The organism is Streptomyces sp. NPDC097619 (assembly GCF_040302735.1).
GTDB lineage: Bacteria > Actinomycetota > Actinomycetes > Streptomycetales > Streptomycetaceae > Streptomyces.
Genome location: NZ_JBEOSD010000098.1, coordinates 1 through 21,726 on the forward strand (window position 1 = coordinate 1; position 21,726 = coordinate 21,726).

At 73.5% G+C, this 21,726-nt stretch carries 23 protein-coding genes and 1 tRNA gene; 15 read left to right on the forward strand and 9 right to left on the reverse strand.

The window, feature by feature from the left end; all coding sequences use genetic code 11:
* Window positions 1-170 precede the first annotated feature (170 nt).
* Window positions 171-1,283: a hypothetical protein gene (locus ABTZ17_RS24090; protein WP_352197771.1), complete on the reverse strand. Its 1,113-nt coding sequence runs from the start codon at window positions 1,281-1,283 to the stop codon at window positions 171-173.
* 349 nt (window positions 1,284-1,632) lie between these two features.
* Here ABTZ17_RS24090 and ABTZ17_RS24095 point away from each other — a divergent pair, with 349 nt between their 5' ends.
* On the forward strand, window positions 1,633-2,694 hold the full coding sequence (locus ABTZ17_RS24095; RefSeq protein WP_352197772.1) for a Yip1 family protein: 1,062 nt from the start codon (window positions 1,633-1,635) through the stop codon (window positions 2,692-2,694).
* Between the two features lie 107 nt (window positions 2,695-2,801).
* Here ABTZ17_RS24095 and ABTZ17_RS24100 read toward each other — a convergent pair whose 3' ends face one another.
* Both ABTZ17_RS24100 and dcd read right to left on the reverse strand, forming a co-directional pair.
* Window positions 2,802-3,299, reverse strand: a complete 498-nt coding sequence (locus ABTZ17_RS24100) for a phosphoribosyltransferase (protein WP_352197773.1) — start codon at window positions 3,297-3,299, stop codon at window positions 2,802-2,804.
* Window positions 3,296-3,883, reverse strand: a complete 588-nt coding sequence (gene dcd, locus ABTZ17_RS24105; protein ID WP_352197774.1) for a dCTP deaminase — start codon at window positions 3,881-3,883, stop codon at window positions 3,296-3,298. The genes ABTZ17_RS24100 and dcd overlap by 4 nt, the downstream gene beginning before the upstream one ends.
* 468 nt (window positions 3,884-4,351) lie before the next feature.
* Here dcd and ABTZ17_RS24110 point away from each other — a divergent pair.
* From ABTZ17_RS24110 to ABTZ17_RS24120, 3 genes are all read left to right on the forward strand, one after another.
* A tRNA-Gly gene (locus tag ABTZ17_RS24110) sits at window positions 4,352-4,422 on the forward strand.
* A gap of 521 nt (window positions 4,423-4,943) precedes the next feature.
* The gene (locus ABTZ17_RS24115) at window positions 4,944-6,047 is read left to right on the forward strand and encodes a cobalamin-independent methionine synthase II family protein (protein WP_352197800.1); all 1,104 of its coding nucleotides are present in this window, start codon (window positions 4,944-4,946) and stop codon (window positions 6,045-6,047) included.
* A gap of 82 nt (window positions 6,048-6,129) precedes the next feature.
* The gene (locus tag ABTZ17_RS24120) at window positions 6,130-6,444 is read left to right on the forward strand and encodes a hypothetical protein (protein ID WP_352197775.1); all 315 of its coding nucleotides are present in this window, start codon (window positions 6,130-6,132) and stop codon (window positions 6,442-6,444) included.
* Between the two features lie 88 nt (window positions 6,445-6,532).
* Here ABTZ17_RS24120 and ABTZ17_RS24125 read toward each other — a convergent pair whose 3' ends face one another.
* The gene (locus ABTZ17_RS24125) at window positions 6,533-6,934 is read right to left on the reverse strand and encodes a hypothetical protein (RefSeq protein ID WP_352197776.1); all 402 of its coding nucleotides are present in this window, start codon (window positions 6,932-6,934) and stop codon (window positions 6,533-6,535) included.
* A 192-nt stretch (window positions 6,935-7,126) separates the two neighbouring features.
* A complete protein-coding gene (locus ABTZ17_RS24130; RefSeq protein WP_352197777.1) occupies window positions 7,127-7,720 on the reverse strand; it encodes an MBL fold metallo-hydrolase in 594 nt (197 codons plus the stop codon).
* A 271-nt stretch (window positions 7,721-7,991) separates the two neighbouring features.
* Between ABTZ17_RS24130 and ABTZ17_RS24135 the strand changes: the two genes are divergently transcribed.
* From ABTZ17_RS24135 to ABTZ17_RS24150, 4 genes are all read left to right on the forward strand, one after another.
* Window positions 7,992-8,900 (forward strand): GlxA family transcriptional regulator, encoded by a 909-nt coding sequence (locus ABTZ17_RS24135; protein WP_352197801.1) that lies wholly within the window; start codon window positions 7,992-7,994, stop codon window positions 8,898-8,900.
* 148 nt (window positions 8,901-9,048) lie between these two features.
* On the forward strand, window positions 9,049-9,693 hold the full coding sequence (locus tag ABTZ17_RS24140) for an isochorismatase family protein (RefSeq protein ID WP_352197778.1): 645 nt from the start codon (window positions 9,049-9,051) through the stop codon (window positions 9,691-9,693).
* A 236-nt stretch (window positions 9,694-9,929) separates the two neighbouring features.
* Window positions 9,930-10,148 (forward strand): NfeD C-terminal domain-containing protein, encoded by a 219-nt coding sequence (locus ABTZ17_RS24145; RefSeq protein ID WP_352197779.1) that lies wholly within the window; start codon window positions 9,930-9,932, stop codon window positions 10,146-10,148.
* A gap of 156 nt (window positions 10,149-10,304) precedes the next feature.
* Complete coding sequence (locus ABTZ17_RS24150; protein ID WP_352197780.1) at window positions 10,305-11,930, forward strand: SPFH domain-containing protein; 1,626 nt, start codon at window positions 10,305-10,307, stop codon at window positions 11,928-11,930.
* Window positions 11,931-12,045: 115 nt separating this feature from the next.
* Here the strand turns inward: ABTZ17_RS24150 and ABTZ17_RS24155 are convergent, their stop codons facing one another.
* The gene (locus ABTZ17_RS24155; protein WP_352197781.1) at window positions 12,046-13,074 is read right to left on the reverse strand and encodes an alpha/beta hydrolase family protein; all 1,029 of its coding nucleotides are present in this window, start codon (window positions 13,072-13,074) and stop codon (window positions 12,046-12,048) included.
* 245 nt (window positions 13,075-13,319) lie between these two features.
* On the opposite strand from ABTZ17_RS24155, the gene ABTZ17_RS24160 reads away from it, so the two are divergent.
* Window positions 13,320-13,937: a GNAT family N-acetyltransferase gene (locus tag ABTZ17_RS24160; protein WP_352197782.1), complete on the forward strand. Its 618-nt coding sequence runs from the start codon at window positions 13,320-13,322 to the stop codon at window positions 13,935-13,937.
* On the forward strand, window positions 13,934-14,773 hold the full coding sequence (locus ABTZ17_RS24165) for a PaaX family transcriptional regulator C-terminal domain-containing protein (RefSeq protein WP_352197783.1): 840 nt from the start codon (window positions 13,934-13,936) through the stop codon (window positions 14,771-14,773). The genes ABTZ17_RS24160 and ABTZ17_RS24165 overlap by 4 nt, the downstream gene beginning before the upstream one ends.
* A 153-nt stretch (window positions 14,774-14,926) precedes the next feature.
* Here the strand turns inward: ABTZ17_RS24165 and ABTZ17_RS24170 are convergent, their stop codons facing one another.
* Complete coding sequence (locus ABTZ17_RS24170; RefSeq protein ID WP_352197784.1) at window positions 14,927-16,261, reverse strand: multidrug effflux MFS transporter; 1,335 nt, start codon at window positions 16,259-16,261, stop codon at window positions 14,927-14,929.
* Between the two features lie 72 nt (window positions 16,262-16,333).
* On the opposite strand from ABTZ17_RS24170, the gene ABTZ17_RS24175 reads away from it, so the two are divergent.
* The 3 genes from ABTZ17_RS24175 (at window position 16,334) to ABTZ17_RS24185 (ending at window position 18,494) form a co-directional block, all read left to right on the forward strand.
* Window positions 16,334-16,795 (forward strand): MarR family winged helix-turn-helix transcriptional regulator, encoded by a 462-nt coding sequence (locus ABTZ17_RS24175; protein ID WP_352197785.1) that lies wholly within the window; start codon window positions 16,334-16,336, stop codon window positions 16,793-16,795.
* 295 nt (window positions 16,796-17,090) lie between these two features.
* Window positions 17,091-18,008: a factor-independent urate hydroxylase gene (gene pucL / locus ABTZ17_RS24180; RefSeq protein ID WP_352197786.1), complete on the forward strand. Its 918-nt coding sequence runs from the start codon at window positions 17,091-17,093 to the stop codon at window positions 18,006-18,008.
* Between the two features lie 213 nt (window positions 18,009-18,221).
* Window positions 18,222-18,494, forward strand: a complete 273-nt coding sequence (locus ABTZ17_RS24185) for a hypothetical protein (RefSeq protein ID WP_352197787.1) — start codon at window positions 18,222-18,224, stop codon at window positions 18,492-18,494.
* A gap of 46 nt (window positions 18,495-18,540) precedes the next feature.
* Here ABTZ17_RS24185 and ABTZ17_RS24190 read toward each other — a convergent pair whose 3' ends face one another.
* Window positions 18,541-19,338 (reverse strand): VOC family protein, encoded by a 798-nt coding sequence (locus ABTZ17_RS24190; RefSeq protein WP_352197788.1) that lies wholly within the window; start codon window positions 19,336-19,338, stop codon window positions 18,541-18,543.
* A 99-nt stretch (window positions 19,339-19,437) separates the two neighbouring features.
* Between ABTZ17_RS24190 and ABTZ17_RS24195 the strand changes: the two genes are divergently transcribed.
* Window positions 19,438-20,052: an HhH-GPD-type base excision DNA repair protein gene (locus tag ABTZ17_RS24195; RefSeq protein ID WP_352197789.1), complete on the forward strand. Its 615-nt coding sequence runs from the start codon at window positions 19,438-19,440 to the stop codon at window positions 20,050-20,052.
* A 156-nt stretch (window positions 20,053-20,208) separates the two neighbouring features.
* On the forward strand, window positions 20,209-21,159 hold the full coding sequence (gene opcA / locus ABTZ17_RS24200) for a glucose-6-phosphate dehydrogenase assembly protein OpcA (protein ID WP_352197790.1): 951 nt from the start codon (window positions 20,209-20,211) through the stop codon (window positions 21,157-21,159).
* On the opposite strand, the gene ABTZ17_RS24205 is transcribed toward opcA, so the two are convergent.
* Complete coding sequence (locus ABTZ17_RS24205) at window positions 21,090-21,614, reverse strand: cupin domain-containing protein (protein ID WP_352197791.1); 525 nt, start codon at window positions 21,612-21,614, stop codon at window positions 21,090-21,092. The two genes, opcA and ABTZ17_RS24205, sit on opposite strands and share 70 nt — an antisense overlap.
* Window positions 21,615-21,726: the final 112 nt, after the last annotated feature.

Consider the following 21,726-nt stretch of genomic DNA (forward strand, 5'->3'; position numbering starts at 1 on the left):
TGTCCACGAAGTTGGTGATCAGCCAGTTCAGGTTCTGTGCCGCCTGGCTCATGGAACTCAACTAACGCTCCTGCTGGTGAGTGGGGCCGGTGCGGGACCGGCCGTCCGTCGTTCACGGGGCCGGTTCGTGCGTCACGAGCCGTCCCTGGTCGCCGGGCCGGGCGGGGGCCTCAGGAGTCGCGGCCCGGGCGACGGCGCAGGAGGGCGAAGCCCAGACCGGCCGCGCCGGCGGCCGCCAGTCCGCCACCGGCGGCGAGCAGCACCGGGCCCTCGGACCCGCCACCGTCCTCCACGCCCCCGGCACCGGCCTCGACCCCGCCCTTGGGCAGCACGTGGTCGGCCACGGCCGCCTTCCCGTCCTTCCGCGCCATGCCGGCCTCGCCGGCCGTCCCGGCCTTCCCGTGCTTCTCGGCCGTCGTGGCCTTCCCCGTGGCCCGGTCACCGGTGGACTTCTCGACGGTGTACTTCTCGATCAGACGGCCGCGGAAGTCGTAGACCCAGCTGTCGCCGCCGCGCTTGCCGTCGATCACGACGAACTTGGTGCGCTTGCCGTCCCGCACGAGCTTGTAGGTCCAGCCGTCGTCGACGGTGCTCGGGTTCTTCAGGTCGACGGCGCCGAGGAAGCTGCCGTTCGGCATGGAGATCTCCACGCGCGGCCCGCCCGCCCCGCCCGTGAAGAGCTTCGCGATGCGCCCGTCCGGCAGGGCTACGCGGGCCGGGGCGGAACGGCGGTCGTCCTTCTTGTGGTGGCGGTGCTGCTGCCGGTCCTCGCGGCGCTCGTCCTTGCGCTTCTCGTCCCTGTCCTTCCGCTTCTCGTCCTTCTTCGCGCCGCCCTCGACCCAGGAGGTCACGGTGCCGTTCGGCTGGAGGACCACGTGCAGGCCGTTGTGCTGCCCGTACGCGGGCCGCCCGTCCGTGCTGACCAGGGTGTCGAGGTGGACCCCGCCGGCGGAGATCCGGGCCTCGACGTTCCCGTCGCCGAAGCGGTACACCCGGGCCAGGGAGCCGTCGGCGAGGGTCACGGTGGTGACGAAGGTGCGGACGCGCTCGGAGGTGCGGTCCCCTTCGCGCTGCGCCTTGTCCTGCCGGTCCTGCCGGTCCTGGCTCTTGTCCTGGTCCTGGGACCCGGCCTCGTGGTGGGCGGGCTGCTCGACTCCGGTGCCGGGGAGCTGCCCGGCCGGGCCGTCCGAGTCGGCGAAGGCGGCGCCGACCGGGAGGGCCAGTACGGCGGAGGCGCCGGCGACGACGACGGCGGTGCGGAAGGTGCGGCGGGTGACGCGCATGACGGTGTCCTCGTGATGGGGGTGCCGCCGTGAACCGGCGGGCTGTCCGTGGGAAGTGGGGGGAGTCCGTGCCACCACTGACGCTACGAGGCCGATATGTGGGCCATCCGTCGAGAACGTAACGGAACTCCCCAGACTCCCTCACATCCCCGTAAATGCCTCATACCGGCCACCCCGATCCCGCGGTACGCCCCTCATCGGGCTCCGGCCGACCCCCCGGTCGCCCCCGGACCGGACCGGGGGACAACCCCTCCGGGTACCCCTAGGGGATGTCACAGCTCAGCCGCAAAGGTCCCGTCTTGGCGCCGCCCGCTCACCGCTGCGTCGCCGACCAGGTACGTTCGGGCACGTGGCTGGATTCAGGATCGGACGCGGCCGGGACAACCGCACCCCCCAACAACCCCCGCGGCAGCAGCCGTACGGACAGCAGCAGCAGGTGCCGCCGCCGTACGGCGGGCAGCCCTACCCCCCGCAGCAGCAGTGGCCCCAGCAGGGCACGGGCGGCGGCAGCGGCAACTCGTACGGACAGGGACAGGGGCACGGGCACGGCGAGCCGGAGTACTTCGGCGACCCGCACCACCCCCAGGGCGGGCACCCCCAGCAGGGGGGCCACCCGCAGCAGCAGCCGTACGACCACGGCCGCGCCCCGCACGGGGCCGGGCGCGGACAGGGCGGCCAAGGCGGCCAGGGCTACGGTCAGGGTCGGGACGGCTACGGCCAGGACGGCTACGGGCACGGGCCCGGCCCCGGCGACCCGTACGGCCCCCAGGGCGGCGACCCGGGCCACACCCGGGCCTTCGCCATCGGGGAGGACCCGTACGGCGACGGCGCCACCTACCGCGCCGGTGCGGCGGAGGCCCCCGCGGCCGGCCCCCGACTGCCCTGGAAGCAGCTCCTGCGCGGCATCGTGATGCGTCCGGGCCCCACCTTCCACCAGATGCGGGACTACCCGGTCTGGGGGACGGCCCTCGCCGTCACCTTCCTCTACGGCCTGCTCGCCGTCTTCGGACTGGACGAGGCCCGCGACGACGCGATCAACTCGACCCTGTCGAAGGCCGTGCCGATCGTGCTCTCCGCGGGCGTGGCCTTCGTGATCTGCGGGCTGGTGCTGGGCGCCGTCACGCACACCCTGGCCCGCCAGCTCGGCGGCGACGGGGCCTGGCAGCCCACGGTGGGCCTGTCCATGCTGGTCATGACCATCACCGACGGCCCCCGCCTGATCTTCGCGGTCTTCCTCGGCGGCGAGAACGGCCTCGTGCAGGTGCTGGGCTGGCTGACCTGGCTGGCGGCGGGCGCCCTGTTCACCTCGCTGATCAGCAAGGTGCACGACCTGCCCTGGCCCAAGGCCCTGGGCGCCTCCGCCATCCAGCTGATCGCCCTGCTCTCGATCATCAAGCTGGGCACGCTGTAGCGGCACCCGCGCACGGCATGTGACACGAGGAGGGCCCCGGCGATCCGCCGGGGCCCTCCTCGTGTCACATGCGGCTACCGTGCCGCGCCGTGCGTCGCCGCGCGGGCTCAGGCGTCGAGGACCTGGCCCTCGCGCTTGACCACCGGCGGCTCCACGCTCCACGGGAACTCGATCCAGTCGTCCGTGCGCTTCCACACGTACTCGCACTTCACCAGCGAGTGGGACTTCTCGTAGATCACCGCGGACCGGACCTCGGCCACGTGGTCGAGGCAGAAGTCGTGCACGAGCTTGAGCGTCTTGCCCGTGTCGGCGACGTCGTCCGTGATCAGGACCTTCTTGTCGGAGAAGTCGATCGCGTCCGGCACCGGCGCCAACATGACGGGCATCTCCAGCGTGGTGCCCACGCCGGTGTAGAACTCCACGTTCACCAGGTGGATGTTCTTGCAGTCGAGCGCGTACGCCAGCCCGCCCGCGACGAACACGCCGCCGCGCGCGATGCTCAGCACGATGTCCGGCTCGTAGCCGTCGTCCGCGATCGTCTGCGCGAGCTCGCGGACGGCCTTTCCGAAGCCGTCGTACGTCAGTGATTCGCGTACCTGGGTCATTCCGGCCTTCCCACCTGGGTGCGGTGGAAGTTCACGAAGGACCGCGAGGCCGTCGGGCCGCGCTGGCCCTGGTACCGCGATCCGTACCGCTCACTTCCGTAAGGGAACTCTGCGGGCGAGCTGAGCCGGAACATGCACAGCTGCCCGATCTTCATCCCGGGCCACAGCTTGATCGGGAGCGTGGCGAGGTTCGACAGCTCCAGGGTCACGTGCCCCGAGAACCCGGGGTCGATGAACCCCGCGGTCGAATGGGTCACGAGGCCCAGCCGCCCGAGACTGGACTTCCCCTCCAGTCTGGAGGCGATGTCCTCGGGCAGCGAGATGACCTCGTAGGTCGAGGCGAGCACGAACTCGCCCGGGTGGAGGATGAACGCCTCGTCCCCCTCCGGCTCCACCAGACGGGTCAGGTCCGGCTGCTCGGTGGCGGGGTCGATGTGCGCGTAGCGGTGGTTCTCGAACACCCGGAAGAAGCGGTCGAGACGTACGTCGATGCTGGAGGGCTGCACCATCGATTCCTCGAACGGGTCGATGCGCACCCGTCCGCTGTCGATCTCGGCGCGGATGTCCTTGTCTGAGAGAAGCACGTCCCGAGGATACGCAGAGCGCGCGGGCCACCCCCAATCGAAGCCGCCCGCGCGCCCACCCTGACCGGCGCTTCCGCCCGCCTACCGCTTGACCGGGGCCACCGGCACGGCATGCCGCAACCGCGCGCACCGCGGGCACCGGATGAGCCGTCCCGGCCCGATCCGCCCGGGGCCGAGGTGCTGCATCGGGAACGTGGCGGTACTGAACACGTGCCCTTCGGCACAGCGGACGACGGTGTGCTCCATCGAGTCCCTTTCCCCAGGAATCCTCAGCGACGAATCGCCACATTAGGGGATGAACCAGAGCCCGCCGCACACGGCGCTCCGCAGTCCCACGCTACGCCCCAACTCCCGCCCCGGAGCACCGCGTCCACCCCCCACGCACGCGAAAGCCCCCGGGCTGCGGCGCCGGGGGCGGATCATGAGGTAGAGTGACCGAGCACGCGGAACAGTCAACTGTCTCGCTCTGCGGATGTAGTTTAATGGTAGAACATGAGCTTCCCAAGCTTATAGCGCGGGTTCGATTCCCGTCATCCGCTCGTGAAATGAAGGCCCAGGTCGATTTCGACCTGGGCCTTCATCGTTTTCCGGGATTCCCGGACTCCCGGACTCCCGGATCTCCGGATTCCCGTATCTCCGGATTCCCGGATCTCCGGGTTCGGGCTCGTGTGCGGGCTTCTTGGTGTGCGCTCCCCGACCGGTCCGTACGGGAGGTCGGGGGGCCACCCGAACGCGGGGTTCCGCGGAATGATCCCGGCCGGCTCCGTACTGCTCCCGGCCGGCTGTCTCCACCAATGGGTGAAGGTCAACTCTCTTGCCGATTCCTGGAGTTGCCTCGGCGCGTTCCCGGTGCGGTCCCAAGATCAGGGACCCCAGGACCTCATAGAAGGAGCAGTCTGTGAGCACGTGGAACGGAACGGACCCGCACACGCCGCCCGCCGGCGACGGTCGGAACCGGCGCAGTTTCCTGAAGGCCGCCGGGATCGCCGCCGTGGCCACCGGCGCCGTGGCCGGTGGGCTCGGAGCGGGTGAGGCGTCCGCCGACGTCCGGCGACGGACGGTGGGGGGCGGGTCCGCCGAGGTCTCCCTGCCGACGGAGCCGATCGGGAGCATCCCGCGCCCGGCGCACCTGATCCAGGCGAACCAGGACTACGCGCGGGGCCGGATCTCCCTGAAGGAGTTGGACGCGCACCGCGAGCGCGCCTTACGCGACACGATCGAGAAGTTCGTCGCGACCGGCTCCCCGGTCATCACCGACGGCGAGCAGAGCAAGCCGAGCTTCGCCACGTACCCGGTGGCGGGGCTGAAGCTGAACCCGGGCGGGCAGGTCGTGCCGTTCGCCGACGGGCACACCCGGCAGCTGCCCCTGCTGACGCAGCCGGACTTCCGGTACCAGGCGCACGCCGGGGACTACCTGAAGAAGACGCGCTCCGTGCTGCGGACGATCCGCTCGATGACGGACCTCCCCGTGAAGCAGGCGGTGATCGCCCCCTCGATGCTGAGCATGTTCTATCCGCCGCTCGGCATCAGCGGGTACTCGAAGCAGGAGTTCCACGACGACCTCGTCAACGAGGCGGAGGCGGACCTGCGGGGTTGCCTCGACGCCGGCGCCCACAAGGTCCAGATGGACTTCACCGAGGGCCGCATCTCCTTCAAGCTGGACCCGGACGGCGGGATGCTGCGGGAGTTCGTGGCCCTGAACAACGAGGTCCTGGACCGCTTCTCCCCCGAGGAGCGGCAGCGGATCGGCGTGCACACCTGCCCCGGTGGCGACCAGGACTCCACCCACAGCGCGGACGTCGACTACAAGAAGTTCCTGCCGCGCTTCTTCGACCTGCACGCGGGCAACTTCTACCTCCAGATGTCCAGCGAGCCGGACCGCCGCAGCGTGCTGGCCCTGGTGCGGGAACACCTCAAGCCCAACCAGCGGGTGTTCATCGGGGTGACCGACCCGATCGATCCCCGGGTGGAGACCCCGATCGAGGTCCGGGACCGGGTCCTGGAAGCCGCCGAGTTCATCCCGCCGTCCCAGCTCGGCACCTGCGACGACTGCGGGTTCGCCCCCTTCGCCGACGACAGGTCGACGCCCCGGGAGACCGCTTTCGCCAAGATCCGCGCGCGGATCGAGGGCACCCGGCTGGCCGAGCAGCGCCTGCGCGGCTAGCCGGTGCGGCCGGGTCGGTCCGTACCGACCCGGCCCCCTCACGAACCCCTCGGAATCGACGAGCAGAGAGAAGACGGTCCTGATGAGCATCCTGCACAAGATCGGTGCAACCGGCGCCACCGGCGTGATCGTGGCCGCACTGGCGCTGGGCGCCGCCTCCACCGCGTCGGCTGCGGCGGTGTCCGCGACGCCCGCGGACACCGGTTCCTTCCTGACCAGCCCCGCCGCCTCCGACACCGTGCTGACCGGCCCGGCCGGCGCCGCGGCCCTGGGCGGCGGACTGGTCGGCGGCATCGTCGACGCGCAGGGCGAGACCCTGGGCGCGGCGGTCAAGCAGACCGCCGCGGGCGTCCCGGCCGTACTGCCCCTGCTGACGAAGCCGCTCCGCACCCCGTAGGTCCCGGCGCGCGACCCTGACCCGCCCACCGACCGGATGTTCCGGAGGCGGGGAGGCGGGTCAGGGCCCCTACGGACCTGAGGACGACCTACGGGATGAGGCGGCGGTGCGCGGCGCGGGCGTGGGTCAGTCGGGCCACGGCCGTGCCGAGGGCGGCCGCCGTGAGCAGGCAGGCGATCCGCGTCAGGTCGTACGGGGCGGCCCAGGTGATGACGCCCATCGGCGGGGTGGCGAAGGCGTTGAGGACGGCCCAGCACAACAGGGCGCTGCCGGGGGCCGCGGCCAGTCGGGCGCCCCCGCTGATCAGGGCGACCACGAGGGAGAGGGCGACGAGGTCGGCGGTGGCGTCCTGGTGCCCGAGGAAGTTGAAGACGCCGACCACGGCCAGGGCCGCCGCACCCATCAGGGCCCAGACGGACGGCGTGGCGGCGGGGGCGGGCACGGGACGCCATCGGCGGTGGCCGGAGTGGACGGGCATCCATTCGAGCACGGCAGCCTCCTCGCTTCCTCCCCTCCGTCGGGGCCCACGCCATGGTGCCCTACGCCGCGCTCCTCCCGCTCGGGGCCCCGGATCACGGGGACCGGAGGGGCTACGGGGGCCCGTGAGGTGTCCGTGGAAGCCGTCAGTCGAGGCCGTCAGTGGGTCGGTCGCCGGGACGCGGACGGCGGGGGGGTGAGCCGGTCAGTGGGGGGTGTCCTGGGTGGCCGGGAAGGCGGGGCCGTGGCCGGGGACGATGGTGGCGGCCGTGGCGAGGACCCGGCGGCGGGAGGCGCGGAGGACGGCCTGGTCGGGGGAGACCGGGTCCTGGACCGGGCCGTCGGGACGCCACCACAGGTCGCCCACGAAGGCCGTGACGCCCTCGGCGGTGCCGGCGAGGAGGGTGATGTCCTCCGCGCTGTGGCCGGGGGTGCGGATCAGGCGCAGGGACGGGGTGAGTTCGTGGCCCTCGGCGTCGCGGTCGGTCCACTGGTCGTTCTCGTAGATGGCCTTGTGGTCGTGGATGCGGGCGTGACCGAAGAGGCCGACGTTCATGGTGTTGTCGGGGTGGTGGTGGCTGAGGACCACGTCGGTGATGTCCTCGGCGGAGACGCCGAGTGCGGCCAGGGGGCCGAGGATGCGGTCGCGGCCGGCCACCATGCCCGGGTCGACGATCACGTGGTGGTCCCCGTCCCTGATGTAGGAGACGGTGGCGGCCACTCCGGGGCCGGTGGAGAGGGTGTAGCCGGTGGTCAGGATCGTGTAGGCGGCGCTGCGGCCGGCCGGTGCGTCGGTCATGGCTCCAGTCTTCGGCGCGGGCCCCGACGGAACGAGTGGCCGTACTGCCGGCGATCGCGGGATTCGTGCCATCGGTGGACCGCTGACGGATGGGTGGTGGCGGGGGGATGGCGGTCGGACGGGGGGATGGAGGTCGGACGGGGGCGTCGTCGCCGGTGGGGCCGTGGGCGCGGGTGGGGGACGTGGGCGCCGGTGGTGATCGTCCGCGTGTCAGACTCGGGGCGTGCCGCCCTTCCGGACCGTCGCCGCTTACGCCCCGCCCGGGGTAGGCATGCTCGGGGCGGGGATCGTCTCCGAGGTGTTCGACGCCCGGGGGCCGGGGCTTCCGGGGTTCGAGTTCGCGCTGTGCGCCGAGCGACCGGGGCGGATCCGTACCGATGTGGGGCTGCCGGTGGTCGCCGAGCACGGGCTGGACCGACTGGCCGCCGCGGACCTGGTGATCGCGCTGCCCGGGGCGGAGTTCCGTACGCCGCCCGGCCCCGCGGTGCTGGAGGCGCTGCGGACCGCGCACGGCCGGGGCGCGCTGGTCGCCGCGCACTGCGTGGGGGCCTTCGCGCTGGCCGCGGCGGGGCTGCTCGACGGGCGGCGGGCCACCACGCACTGGCGGTTCGCGGGTCTGCTGGCCGAGCGGCATCCGGAGGTGGCGGTCGATCCGGCGTCCCTGTACGTGGACGAGGGACGGGTGGTGACCGGGGCGGGGGCCGCGGCCGGCTTCGACCTGTGCCTGCACCTGCTGCGCCGGGAGCACGGGGCGGCCACCGCGAACGCCGTGGCCCGGGACCTCGTGTTGCCCTCCCACCGGGAGGGCGGCCAGGCCCAGTACCTGGCCACGCCCGTGCCCGAGGACTCCCGCGACGACCGGCTGGCCGAGGTGCTGGACTGGGCCCGGGCGCACCTGGACGAGCCGCTGTCGGTGGCCGAGTTGGCCCGTCGGGCGCTGATGAGCCGCCGCTCCTTCGCCCGCCGGTTCGCCGCCTCCACCGGGACCACCCCGCACGCCTGGCTGCTCGGCCTGCGGCTGAGCCGGGCCGAGGAGCTGTTGGAGACGACGGACCTGCCGGTGGAGGAGGTCGCGCGGCTGTCCGGCTTCGGCAGCGCGGCGGTGCTGCGGGAACGGTTCGTGGCCCGCCGGGGCGTGCCACCGCGCACCTACCGGCGGGCCTTCACCCGCACGCCGTAGGGGGTGGACGCTAGGCGGTACGGGGCCGGGGCGGGTAGGTGGGGCCGGGGACCGTGAGGGATTCGGGCGGCCGGGTGGCTCGGGGCCGCGGGCGGAGGGCTCCGGGGGTTGAATGGGGGCAAACAGGGCCACTGATGAGGAGTCGGGCATGAGTGAGGGGCTGGAACGGGAGTCGGAGCGGGAGCGGGATCCGGGGCGGGGGCTCGGGTTGGACCGGCGGTGCGCGCTGGTGCTGATCGACCTCCAGCGCGGGATCCTCGGGCTGCCGCTGGCCCGGCCGGGTGCGGAGGTACTGGCCCGGGGCGTGGAGCTGGCGCGGGCCTTCCGGGAGCGGGGCCTGCCGGTGGTGCTGGTCCGGGTGGCCTGGTCCCCCGACGGCGGTGACCTGCCCGGCGCCGACGCCGACCGACCGCGTGCCGCGGAGCCGCCCCCGCCCAGCTTCTCCGAGCTGCCCCCGGAGCTGACCGGCCCCGGGGACGTCCTGATCACGAAGCGGCACTGGGGGGCCTTCACCGGGACCGAGTTGGACCTCCAGCTGCGCCGGCGCGGCGTGGACCGGATCGTGCTCGGCGGGATCTCGACCAGCATCGGGGTCGAGTCCACGGCCCGGAACGCCTGGGAGTTGAACTACCGGCTGGTGTTCGTCGAGGACGCCACGGCCGATACCGATGCGGAGGCCCACGCGCACACCTTCGGGAAGATCTTTCCGCGGATCGGGCGGGTGAGTGATGCCGCCGGGGTGTTGGCGGGCCTGCGAGGGGTGGCGGGGGGCGGGGGTGGGGGTGGGCGGTAGCCGATCCTGCGGGTGGGGGCAGCGGGGCGGGCGGGGCCGGGCGGGTGGGGTGGGTGGCCGCTGCGCGGCGCCTTCTCCCCGACCCGCCCCTTCCCGGAACCGGAGGCTGCGCCCCCGGGCCCCCGACCCGGACGCTCCGCGCCCGGTGCGCCTCAAACGCCGGCGGGGCTGGAATTCGGGCTTCGGCCGCGGTCGGGGGCGGGGGGACCTCGGGTGGGCGCGGGTAGTCTCCCGGCATGGGTGAGGAGATGGTGGGGCTTTCCGGGAGGGTGACCGGGACGGTCGGGCCGGGGCTCGTCGGGGAGGTCATGGTGCGGGTACGGGGCGGCGCCGAGCACTTCCTCGCGCACCCGGCGGTCCCGAACGAGCGGATCACGGTCGGGGCCGTGGTGACGGTGATCGAGTACATGCCCCCGCGGACCGTCTACGTGGCGGCGGTGTACGCCACTCCCTGAGACCGGGCGGGACAGCGCCGGGGCCCGTTCCCCGCGGGGCTCCGGAGGCTTCCGTACCAAGATGGCGACAAGGTCCGCCGAGCGGCTTCCCGCCGGCCGCGCCCCGCCCGACACTCGGGCTCTGCGGTGCCGAGGGGTGCCGCGCTAAGGGGGCGAATGCCGATGGTCGTCGGCGTCGTGGCGGGAGCCGTTCTCGCCGGAATCTTGGTACTGATCGGGCTGTTCAAGCTCATGTGGCGGGTGGCTGAGCCCAATGAGGCCCTCGTCATCTCCGGTTCGACCCACAAGACCGAGGGGCTCGGCGAGGGCATGGGCTTCCGGATCGTGACGGGCCGCGGCACCTTCGTGGTGCCCGGGGTCCAGGCGGTGCGGAAGTTGTCGCTGGACCTCAACGAGACCCAACTGTCGGTGGACTGCGTGACCCAGCAGGGCATCCCGCTGCGGGTCAAGGGCGTGGTCATCTTCAAGGTGGGCGACGACTACGTCTCCATCGCGAACGCCGCCCGCCGCTTCCTCGACCAGCAGAAGATCATGCCGGAGCGGGTGCACATCGTCTTCGCCGGTCATCTCCGGGCGATCGTGGGCGGTTTGACGGTCGAGGACATGATCCGCGACCGCGAGAAGCTGACCGGCCAGACCCGCGGGGCCTGCGGTACGGAGATGGAGAAGCTGGGCTTGATCGTCGACTCGCTCCAGATCCACGAGATCGAGGACCCGACCGGCTACATCAAGAACCTCGCGATGCCGCACGCGGCCGCCGTCCAGCGGGACGCGCGGATCGCCCAGGCGGAGGCGAACCGGCTGGCCACGGAGGCCGAACAGGCCGCCGCCGCACGGATGTCGGAGGCCACCCGGGACAGCGAGATCCTGCAGGCCGGGTACCAGGCCGAGCGGGACAAGGCTTCGGCCGCGGCCCGGCAGGCCGGACCGCTCGCGGAGGCGGAGGGCCGCCAGGAGGTGGTGGTCCAGGAGACCCGCGTCGCCGAACTGGAGGCCCAGCGGAAGGAGATGCAGCTCCAGACGGAGGTGCGGAAGCCGGCGGACGCCAAGGCGTACGAGAAGCGGACCATGGCGGAAGCGGAACGTGACGCCCGGATCTCGGCCGCACAGGCGCAGGCGAAGGAGACGGAGCTGGCAGCCGTGGCCGAGGCCGACCGCGTGAAGATCGCGGCGGTCGCGGACGCGGAGGCCGTGGAGGCCCGCGGCCGGGCGACGGCCACGGCCACCCGGGCCACCGGTGAGGCCGAGGCGGCCGCGACTCAGGCCAAGGGCCTGGCGGTCGCGGAATCGGCCCGCGCCCAGGGCCTGGCCGAGGCCGAGGGGATCAAGGCGAGGGCCGCGGCCCTCGCCGAGAACCAGGAGGCGGTGGTCGCCCAGCAGCTCGCGGAGAACTGGCCGCAGATCGTCGAGGCCGGGGCGAGCGCCTTCGGGAACGTCGAGCACATGGTGCTGCTGAACGGGGCCGAGGGCATGTCGGAGATGTTCACCCAGGCCCTCACCATGGGCGGGGCCGGACTGGGCCTGGCCCGCCGGCTCCTCTCTTCCATGGCCACGGACACCGGGGGAGACGGCGGAAGCGGAGGGGGAAGCGGGTCTTCGGGCGCGTCGGGGAGATCCGCCGAGCAGCGGGCCCCGGGGCCCGCACCCGCCGTACCCGTCCCCGGACCGGCGCCCGAGGCCGAGCGCGTGGAGGTGGTCCACGTGACGGAGGGAAGCACGGGCGGCAGCACGGGCGGGAAGGACCGTGGGAACGGGAGTGCGGGCGGGCACGCGCAGGCGTGACCATCGAGTACAGCCAGGCGTGACCGTCGAACGGGGTGCGGGCCGGACGTCCTCCGGCCCGCACCCACCACCACTCCCCGCCCCCTGGCCCACCACTCCCCCAACCCACCCCGCCTCATCGGGCTCCGGCCCCCGCCGCCGCCCGTCCGGGCAGGAACTCCGTCTGGGTGCGGAGGACCCCGGGGGTGTAGAGGGACCGGGGGTCGAACAGGGCGGTCAGGGTCAGACGGAGTCCGGACTCCTCCACCGCGCGCGGGACCATGCCGTGCGTGGCCTCCGGGAAGAAGGCCACCCGTAGGGCGCCGGGGTCGAGTTCGCGCCGGTAGACCCGCTCGGTCTCGGCGACGTCCACGTGGAGGTCGTGTCCGCCCAGCACCAGCAGCACCGGCAGCCGGCGCGGCATCGCGCGCAGGTCGGCGGTGGCGTCGGCCCGGTGGTTGCGGACGATGAAGCCCCAGCGGTCGGGGGTGATGTCGGTGCCGTCGTAGGGCAGGCCCCGGCGCAGCAGGTCCAGGCGGTGTTCGCGGCCGGCCAGGGCCGCGCGGACCTCTTCCGGCCGGGCACCGCGGTCGCGGAGTTCGGCGAGCAGGTTGTACCGGCCCTGGCGGAGCCAGTTGACGGCCGGGGAGACGGCGATGACGAACCGGACGCCGGTCGTCCGCGCGGCCACCTTGGGCAGGACCCAGCCCGCCTGGCTGATCCCCCAGAGGCCGATCCGGTCCGGGTCGATCCCGGGCCTGGTCCGTGCCCAGGCCACGGCGGCGGCGGTCTCGGCGGCCCGGTCGTCCATGCTCTGGCGCAGCCAGTCGCCCGGGGCGCCGGCCACTCCCGGCTTGTGCCAGGAGAGCGAGGCGTAGCCGGCCCGTGCGAAGGACTCCCACAAGGGGCGGTAGTACGACTCGTGGGTGGAGTCCACGGGCCCGTCCCCGTGGACGAAGACCACCAGGCCGAGCGGCCGCCCGCCCCCCGGACCGACGGTCCCGCCGCCGGCGACGTCACCGGCACCCTCGGGGAGGGCGAGGACGGCGTCCAGGGAAGCATCCGGGGCGGGGATGCGGACCCGCTGCTCGGTGAGGGCGTACGTGTTCCGGACCAGCACCACTCCGCCCAGGGCAGCCGCCACGACCAGCGTCCCGAGCACCATCCAGAGGGCCGCCCGCAGGCCGCGCCGACGCCCCGTCCCCCGACCTCCGCCCCCGCTCTCGCCCCTGACCTCGCCCGTGTCCGTGTCCCCGCTGCCGCTCCCCCCGCCGGTCCCGCTCCCGCCCCGGATCCGTCCCCGCCGTCCCGTCCGCTCCAGCCGGAACCACCCCATCCGGAATCACCTTCCCGCGTTTCGTTCATCTGGGCAACGGTCGCTTCTATTCCGAACGTACTACACTCGTCCCCATGGAGCTACGACGCGAGGTACCGGCGGGCGGCGAGGCGCGGGTCGCCGCGCTCTACTGGGAAGCCTTCGGGCGCAAGTTGGGCGGGGCCCTCGGGCCGGCGCCGCGAGGACGGGCCTTCCTGGCGGCCCACATGCACCGGGACCGGGCCGTGACGGCGCTGGTCGACGGCCGCGTCGTCGGCGTGGCCGGGTTCAAGATCGGTGGACGGGGCCTGAGCAGTGCCCGCACCGCGGACGTGCTGCGTGCCTACGGCCCGCTGCGCGGACTGGTCCGGCTGCCGCTGCTCGCCCTCCTGGAGCGCCGTACTGCACCACGCCGCCTGGACCTGGACGGGCTCGCCGTCGATCCGGCCCTCCGCGGCCGGGGCATCGGCACGCGGCTGCTCGACGAGGTGGGCGCGCTCGCCGCCGAGCACGGCTGCGACCACGTGCGGCTCGACGTCATCGACGGCAACCCGCGGGCCCGCGCCCTCTACGCGCGGGAGGGGTTCACGGTGGTCCGCACCACGCGCACGCCCTGGCTGGAGCGGCCCCTGGGCATCGGCGGCTTCGCCACCATGCAGCGTCCGGCCGGTCCCGCCCGCCGGGCCTCCCACGGGGCGGTGACGGGCGCGTGACCACGACGGAGATCCCGACCCGGCTGTTGGTGCACGCCCTGGTCCGGGAGGACGGCACCGTGGACGCGGGCGAGCTGTACGGGGTGGCGGAAGCGCTGGGGATGACGGACCAGCAGGTGCGGCTGTGCGTGCGGCGGCTGGCCGCCGAGGGCCGCTTCACCCAGGAGGGCCGCGGCCGCCGGGCCGTCCTGCGGGCCACCGGGACGGCCGCCGACGAACTGGCGGCTGACGTGGGGTACGTGGAACTGGCCTACGCCCAGGACCGCGGGGAGGCCCCCTGGGACGGGAACTGGCACCTGTTCGCCTTCGCCGTGCCCGAGTCGCGGAGGGCCGCCCGCGACGGGCTCCGGGAGGCCCTGACCGGCCTGGGCGCCGCGCCGGTACAGGGCGGGCTGTACGTCAGCCCGCACGCGATCGGCCCGTTCGTGGCCGAGGCGGCGGAGCGCCTGGGTCTCGGGGACTCCCTCACCACGGCCTCCAGCCGGGACCTGCGGGTGGCCGGGCGCAGCGAGCCGGGCGAAGTGGCGGCGGTCCTGTGGCCGTTGGAGGAGACGGCCGGCCGGTACGGGGAGCTCTCCGACCTCGCGGCCGTCGAGGGGCGGGACCCGCTGGTGCACGCGGTGGAGCTGGCAGCGGCCTTCTCCCGCGCGATGCGGCCGGACCCCCTGCTGCCGCCCGAACTGCTCCCCCACCCGTGGCCCGGCAGCACCGCCCGGGCCGCGGCCGCCGGGGCGTGGAACAGGCTGTTGGCCGCCGAGCCGGTCGACGCCGGGGGCCCGCGGCTCCGCCTGTTCGCGGCCTACGGGGAGTCCGTCCGCGCGGCGGCGGGAGCCTGACGCCGGGGCGGGCCCGTCACGCGGCCCGCCCGCCAGCGCCCGCCCCTCGGTGCCCGCCCACCCGCCGCCGACCACCGGCCGCCCGGGACGTGAACGCCGACCCGCCGCCCCCTCGTCGCCGACTGCCACCCGTCACCCGTGACCCGTGACCCGTCAACCGTCCGAAGGCTTCGTGCCCAGCAGGAAGACCGCGGCCGAGAGCAGTCCGCAGGCGGCGATCACCGCGGCCAGCGGAACCGCCGAGGGAGCCCCCGACAGGCCGGTCAGCGGGGCCGTGAGGCCGCCGAAGGCGTAGGAGCACAGGCCCATCAGGGCCGAGGCGGAGCCCGCCGTGCGGGGACGGCCGGCCAGGGCCATCGCGGCCGTGTTCGGAGCGATCAGCCCGATGCTGGAGACCATCAGGAACAGGCCCGGCAGCACTCCGGGGAGCCCGGCCCCGGCCAGGGCGGACACCCCCAACAGGGCCGCGCCCACGGCGAACAGGCCCACCCCGCAACCCACCAGCCGCCGCATCGGGTGGCGGCGCACCAGCCGCCCGCCGATCTGCCCGGACAGCACCAGGCCCAGCGAGTTGAGGCCGAAGGCCAGGCTGAACTGCTGGGCGTCCAGCCCGTACACCTCCTGGAGGACGAAGGGGGAACCGGCGATGTAGGCCATGAGCCCGCCGAAGGCGAAGGCCGCCGTCAGGGTCGGGGCGATGAACCGCCGGTCCCGCAGCAGCTCCCCGAAGCCGCGGACCACCGCGCGCAGACCACCCCCGCCGCCGCGCAGCTCCGGGGTCAGGGTCTCCTTGAGCACGAGGACCGTGCCGGCCAGGATCACCACCCCGACCAGCGACAGCGCCCAGAAGACGCCCCGCCAGTCCGTGAAGCGGAGCAGCTGCCCGCCCAGCAACGGGGCCAGGATCGGCGCGGCCCCGTTGACCACCATGAGCAGCGAGAACACCCGGGCCGCCGCCGGCCCCTGGTAGAGGTCCGAGACCACGGCGCGGGCTATCACGATGCCGAAGCCGCCCGCGAGGCCCTGGAGCAGGCGCAGACCGGTCAGCGCGGGGGCGGTCGGCGCGAAGGCGCACAGCACGGAGGCCAGTGCGTACCCGGCGAGCCCCCACAGCAGGGGGCGGCGACGGCCCCACCGGTCGGTGAGCGGGCCCGCCACCAGCTGCCCCAGGGCCAGACCGATCAGGCAGGCGGTGAGGGTGAGCTGCGCGTCGGCGGCCCCCACCCCTAGGTCGGCGGCCAGGCCCGGCAGCCCGGGGAGGTACATGTCCAGGCTGAGCGGGCCGAAGGCCGACAGCGCGCCGAGGACGAGCACCAGCCGCAGCGCGGGCCGGTCCGCCGGAGCCGCCCCCGCACCCGGCCCCGGGGTGGGGCCGGAGCCCCGCCCCGGGGTGCCCGTGGCGGGGGCGCTCCCCGTGCGGGCGCCCACCGGGGCGGTGGGCGGGGCGGGCACGGGAGCGTCCTGACCGGAACGGGCGGAATGACTCATACGGGTGAGGGTACCTGCCTGAGCAGGTATCCCGACAGCCCCGGACGGCTCACCCCGTGGCAAGATCGCACCATGGAAGACCAGAGCATCGACCGGCTCGCCGCCGCCGACGGGGTCCGGCTGCTGGGACACCTCAGCCGGGTCGTGCACGTCCTGCAGAACCGCACCCGTCCGGTGTTCCTCGCCGCCTCCGGCCTGGAAGGTCCCGAGTTCGAGCTGCTCCTGCGGCTCTGGCAGCAGCCCGGCCACACCGCCCAGGCCGCCCCGCTCGGCGAGGCCATCGGCCTGACCTCCAGCGGCACCACCCGACTCGTGGCCCGCGCCCTCGCCAAGGGGCTCATCAGCCGCGAACCCGACCCCTGCGACGGCCGCGCCTTCCTGCTCAGGCACACACCTCTGGGCGAGGAGAAGCTGCGCGCGGCCCTGGTCGCGCACACCGCCCAGCTCCGGGAACTCCTCGACGAGACCCTGCCGCCCGCCCCCCTGCGCCGCCTCATCGAGGATCTCGCGCGCTTCGACTCCGCGCTGCGCTGACGCCTCCCGCCCCCGCCGTCCGCCCCCGGAGGCCCGACGGCGGGACGGCCCGCCGGTTCGGGAGGATCCGCCGAAGCGCCGCCCCCGCTCTTCGGAGGATCCGGGCCCCTCCGCGCCGGGGCGCCGCGTGTTGCAATCCCAGGGCGACCTACGAACCGGGATGCACGTCAGTCCCGGGGCGGTCCCCCGGGGGCCGGACGGCGGGGGGCGGCGGGTCCGGAGGTCCGGGACGGCCGTCGGACGCCGGGCGTACGGGATCCAGACCACCGGACTCCGTGACCCGAAGGAAGACAGCATGAGCAAGCACGTCCTCGCCCAGAACCAGTACGGCAAGGCCGAGAACCGCATCGTCAAGGTCACCCGCAAGGGCAGCGACGGATCCTGGCACGAGATCCGGGACCTCAACGTCTCGGTGGCCCTGCGCGGCGAGTTCCGGGACGTCCACCTCACCGGCGACAACGCCAACTGCCTGCCCACCGACACCACCAAGAACACCGTCTACGCCTTCGCCAAGGAGCACGGCGTGGACTCCCCCGAGGCCTTCGGGATCCTCCTGGCCAAGCACTTCGTCTCCTCCCAGGAGCCGATCCGCGAAGCCCAGATCCGGATCGAGGAGTACGCCTGGGAGCGGATCCCGGTCCCGACCCGCAAGGAACAGCACTCCTTCGCCCTCAAGGGCCAGGAGGTGCGCACCGCGCAGATCACGTACGGCGAGACCAACGGGCTCCAGGTCATCTCCGGCCTGAAGGAGCTGACCGTCATGAACTCGACGGACTCCGAGTTCCACGGCTTCATCAAGGACCGGTACACGACCCTCCAGGAGGCGTACGACCGCATCCTGGCCACCAAGGTCACCGCCCGGTGGGCGCAGTCCCACCTGGCCGCCACCGATCCGGGCACCGACTGGGACCGCTCGTACAAGCAGGTGCGCCGCCACCTGCTGGAGGCCTTCGCGGAGACCTACTCGTACTCCCTCCAGCAGACCCTGAACCAGATGGCCGAACGGGTCCTGGACAACTGCGCCCGGGTCAACGAGGTCCGCCTCAACCTGCCCAACAAGCACCACTTCCTGGTGGACCTGGAGCCCTTCGGCCTCAAGAACGACAACGAGGTCTACTACGCCGCGGACCGGATGTACGGCCTGATCGAGGGCACCATCCACCGCGACGGGGTGCAGCCGGTGATCGCGACCAGCGACTGGATCACCGCCTGACGCACGCCGACCCGGAACGGTCGGTACGCCCGGGACCTCCCGAAGCGCTCTCGTCACATCCGCCCAACTTGCACGCGATGCGGCAGAGTTGGGGCCCAGACCCTGCCCCGCGGGTGCCCCGTCGGGTACAACGGCGCTGTGCGCACCGGGAGTCGGTGCGCACAGCGCGTACCGCCGTCCGCGGCGGTACCGGGGGTGGGGGCGGAGACGGGAATGGACGGTCCGGTCGCGGGTCGGGAGTTCTGGCACTGGTACGGCTGGAAGGGCAGCGGGCCCTTCTGGGCCAACGCCGTGCTGCTGGCGCTGTTACCGCTGCTGCGGATACCGCTGGTGGCGCAGATCGCCGTGGTCACCACCCTGGCGGCGCTCGGCGGGCTGCTCCGGCAGGTCGTCGTCGGGGACTACGGGCACCTGCTGGTGCACGCCGGGGCCACCGCCCTGGGAGCCGCCGGGGTGGTGCTGGGCCTGACCGTCTTCATGCACTGATTCGCGCGCGGACGGCTGCCGTCCGCGCGCGCCGGCGCGGCGGCCGTCAGGCCGGGGTCATCTCCGGCATCTCCCCCACCGTGGTGGAGGTGTCGATCACGCTGAAGTTGGCGCCCTGCGGGTCGGTGAGCGCGGCGAACCGGCCGAAGGGGCTGTCCATCGGCCCGAACTGGAGCACCGCCTCGCGCGCCTGCGCCTTGCGGACGGCCTCGTCGGTGTCCGGCACCGCGAAGTACACGCTGATGAAGGGCGGCACCTCGGGCGGGAAATCGTCGTCCATGAGCATCCGACCCAGCACCGGGTACTCCTGGCCGGGCACGTGGAAGACCTTGTAGTCCATCTCGTCCTCCATCTTCTCCGCGCGGTAGGAGAAGACCTCCTTGAAGAAGGAGTCGGCACGGTCCGGGTCGCGGGTGAAGACCTCGGCCCAGACGTAGGAGCCCGGCTCCCCGAACTTCTCGAAACCGCGGTGCTCCCCGGGCTGCCACACCCCGAAGACCGTGCCGCTCGGCTCCTTGCCCAGCATCATCGAGCCGAAGGTGCCCACCTGCATGGGCTCCATCAGGATCTCGGCGCCCGCGGCCCGCGCCTTGGCCGCCGTGGCGGCCACGTCCGGGGAGGCGAAGTACAGGCACCAGGCCGACTGGCCGTCCTCCCCCGGCATCGGGGGCACCACGGCGGCCACCGCCTTGCCGTCCGAGTACGCCTGCGTGTAGTCGCCGTACTCACTGGAGCTCTCGCCGAAGGTCCAGCCCAGCACGTCTCCGTAGAACTCCTTCGCGCCCTCGACGTCCGAGAACGCGGCGTCCGCCCAGCAGGGGGCGCCTTCGGGGAAATCAGACATGACCGTGACTCCGTCCGGATCGTTTCGTCCCGGTTCCTCACGCTAGCCATTCGGTCCGCCGACCGCGCGGGGAAGCCGCTTCCTCCGGACCATGGAGGGATGGAAGCGAAAGACGGCACGACCCACGCCATCCGGCTCGCCCAGCAGCCCGAGGCCGACGCCCTGCTGGGCCGCAGTCCGCTCGCGGCCCTCACCGGCATGCTCTTGGACCAGCAGGTGCCCATGGAGTGGGCCTTCTCCGGCCCGTACACCATCGCCTCGCGCATGGGCGGTGAGGACCTGGACGCCCACGCCATCGCCGCGTACGACCCCGAGGGCTTCGCGGCACTGCTGTCGGAGAAGCCGGCCGTGCACCGGTACCCGGGTTCCATGGCCAAGCGGATCCAGCAGATGTGCGCCTTCCTCGTCGAGCACTACGACGGGGACGCAGCCGCCGTCTGGGCCGACGCGGGCTCCGGGGCGGAGCTGCTGCGCCGGCTGAAGGAGCTGCCCGGCTTCGGCGAGCAGAAGGCCCGGATCTTCCTGGCCCTGCTGGGCAAGCAGTACGGGGTCCGGCCGCGGGGCTGGCGGACGGCGGCCGGGGCCTACGGGGAGGCGGGTTCGTACCGCTCCGCGGCGGACATCACCGGCCCGGAGTCGCTGGCGAAGGTCCGCGAGTACAAGCAGGCGGCGAAGGCGGCGGCCAAGGCCGAGAAGGGCGCCAAGGCCGGCTAGGCCGTATCGGGCCCGGGCCCGGGCCTCCCAGGGGGATGGGGCCCCGCACCCGGACCGCCCGCACGCACGCGCGGCGCCGCTCCGCGGCCCGCATTTGATCACCCGGGGGGTGCTCGGTTCACACCTGCCCGGCCGGTTTTGGGAGACTCGCTCATCATGAAGACCGAACTCACCGACACGACGTCCAGCAAGGTCAACGCGGCTCTGCTCGAGGCCCGCCGATCCATCGGCATGCCCACCCTCGGCATGGTCCTCACCCTCGTCATCGTCACCGACGAGGAGAACGCGTACGACGCGGTCAAGGCGGCCTCCGACGCCTCCCGGGAGCACCCGTGCCGCATCATCGCCGTGATCAAGCGGCAGGGCCGGGCGCACCGCCGGCTCAACCAGACCCGGCTGGACGCGGAGCTGCGCGTCGGCACCGACGCCGGCACCGGTGAGATCATCATGCTCCGGCTGCACGGGGAGCTGACCCGGCACGCCGGCCCCGTGGTGCTGCCGCTGCTGCTGCCCGACGCCCCCGTGGTGGCCTGGTGGCCCGCGGACGCCCCCGAGGACCTCGGCCGCGACGACCTCGGCCGGCTCGCCCAGCGCCGCATCACCGACGCCTACACCGCCCTGGACTCGGTGGCCGAGCTGGCCGCCCGCGGCGCCTCCTACGCCCCCGGCGACACCGACCTCGCCTGGACCCGCCTGACCCCCTGGCGGTCCCTGCTGGCGGCCGCCCTGGACCAGCGCCCGGTCTCGGTGACCGGCGCGGCCGTGGAGAGCGAGGCCGACAACCCCAGCGCCGAGCTGCTGGCCTGCTGGCTGGAGGACCGGCTCGGGGTCCCGGTGGAGCGTGTGGTCACCCCCGGCCCGGTGGTGACCCGGGTGCGCCTGGCGACCGCGGGCGGGGAGATAACGGTGGACCGGCCCTCCGGCGCCCTGGCCACCCTCGGCGTGCCCGGCCAGCCGGACCGCCGGGTGGCCCTGAAGATCCGCTCCACGGCGGAGCTGATCTCGGAGGAGCTGCGGCGCCTGGACGCCGACGACACCTACGCGGCGGCGCTGCGGCGCCTGTCGCGCCAGGCCGCGGCGGCCGCCCCGGCGGTGTCCACCAGGTAGTGGTTGTCGTACTGCTCGGCCGAGTCCCGGACGTCCTGGAGGGTGGCCTCCCCGGACCGGACCCGGCCGAGCAGACGGTAGTAGTCGAAGCGGTCCATGCCCGGGGTGAAGCCCACGAAGACCTCGGCGGTGTGACCGGCGGTCGGCGCGAAGGCGTGCGGGACGCCCGGCGGCACCACCAGGAAGTCGCCCTCGCCCAGGACCTTCACCTCCGTGCCGACGAGCACGTCGAGGCTGCCGGACAGCACGTGGAAGAACTCCGTGGCCCGGGTGTGGAAGTGCGCCGGCGCCCCCGCCGCGCCCTCCTCGAAGGCGGCGGTGTTGCAGGTCAGCGCCCCGCCGGTGGTGTCCGAGTCGGCGAGCAGGGTGATCACGCTGCCGGGGGCGTCGGAGAGGGCCTCGGCGGTGGCGGCGCGGGTGAGGTGCGGGGTCCGGGTCATCGTGTTCTCGCTCATGACCACGAATCTACGGACCCAATGACCTCGCCCTAAGGGTCATTCAGGGGGCTGTTTTCCCGGTCAATTGCCCGGTCGACTGCCGGGCCGACTCCCCGGGTCGATCCGCCGG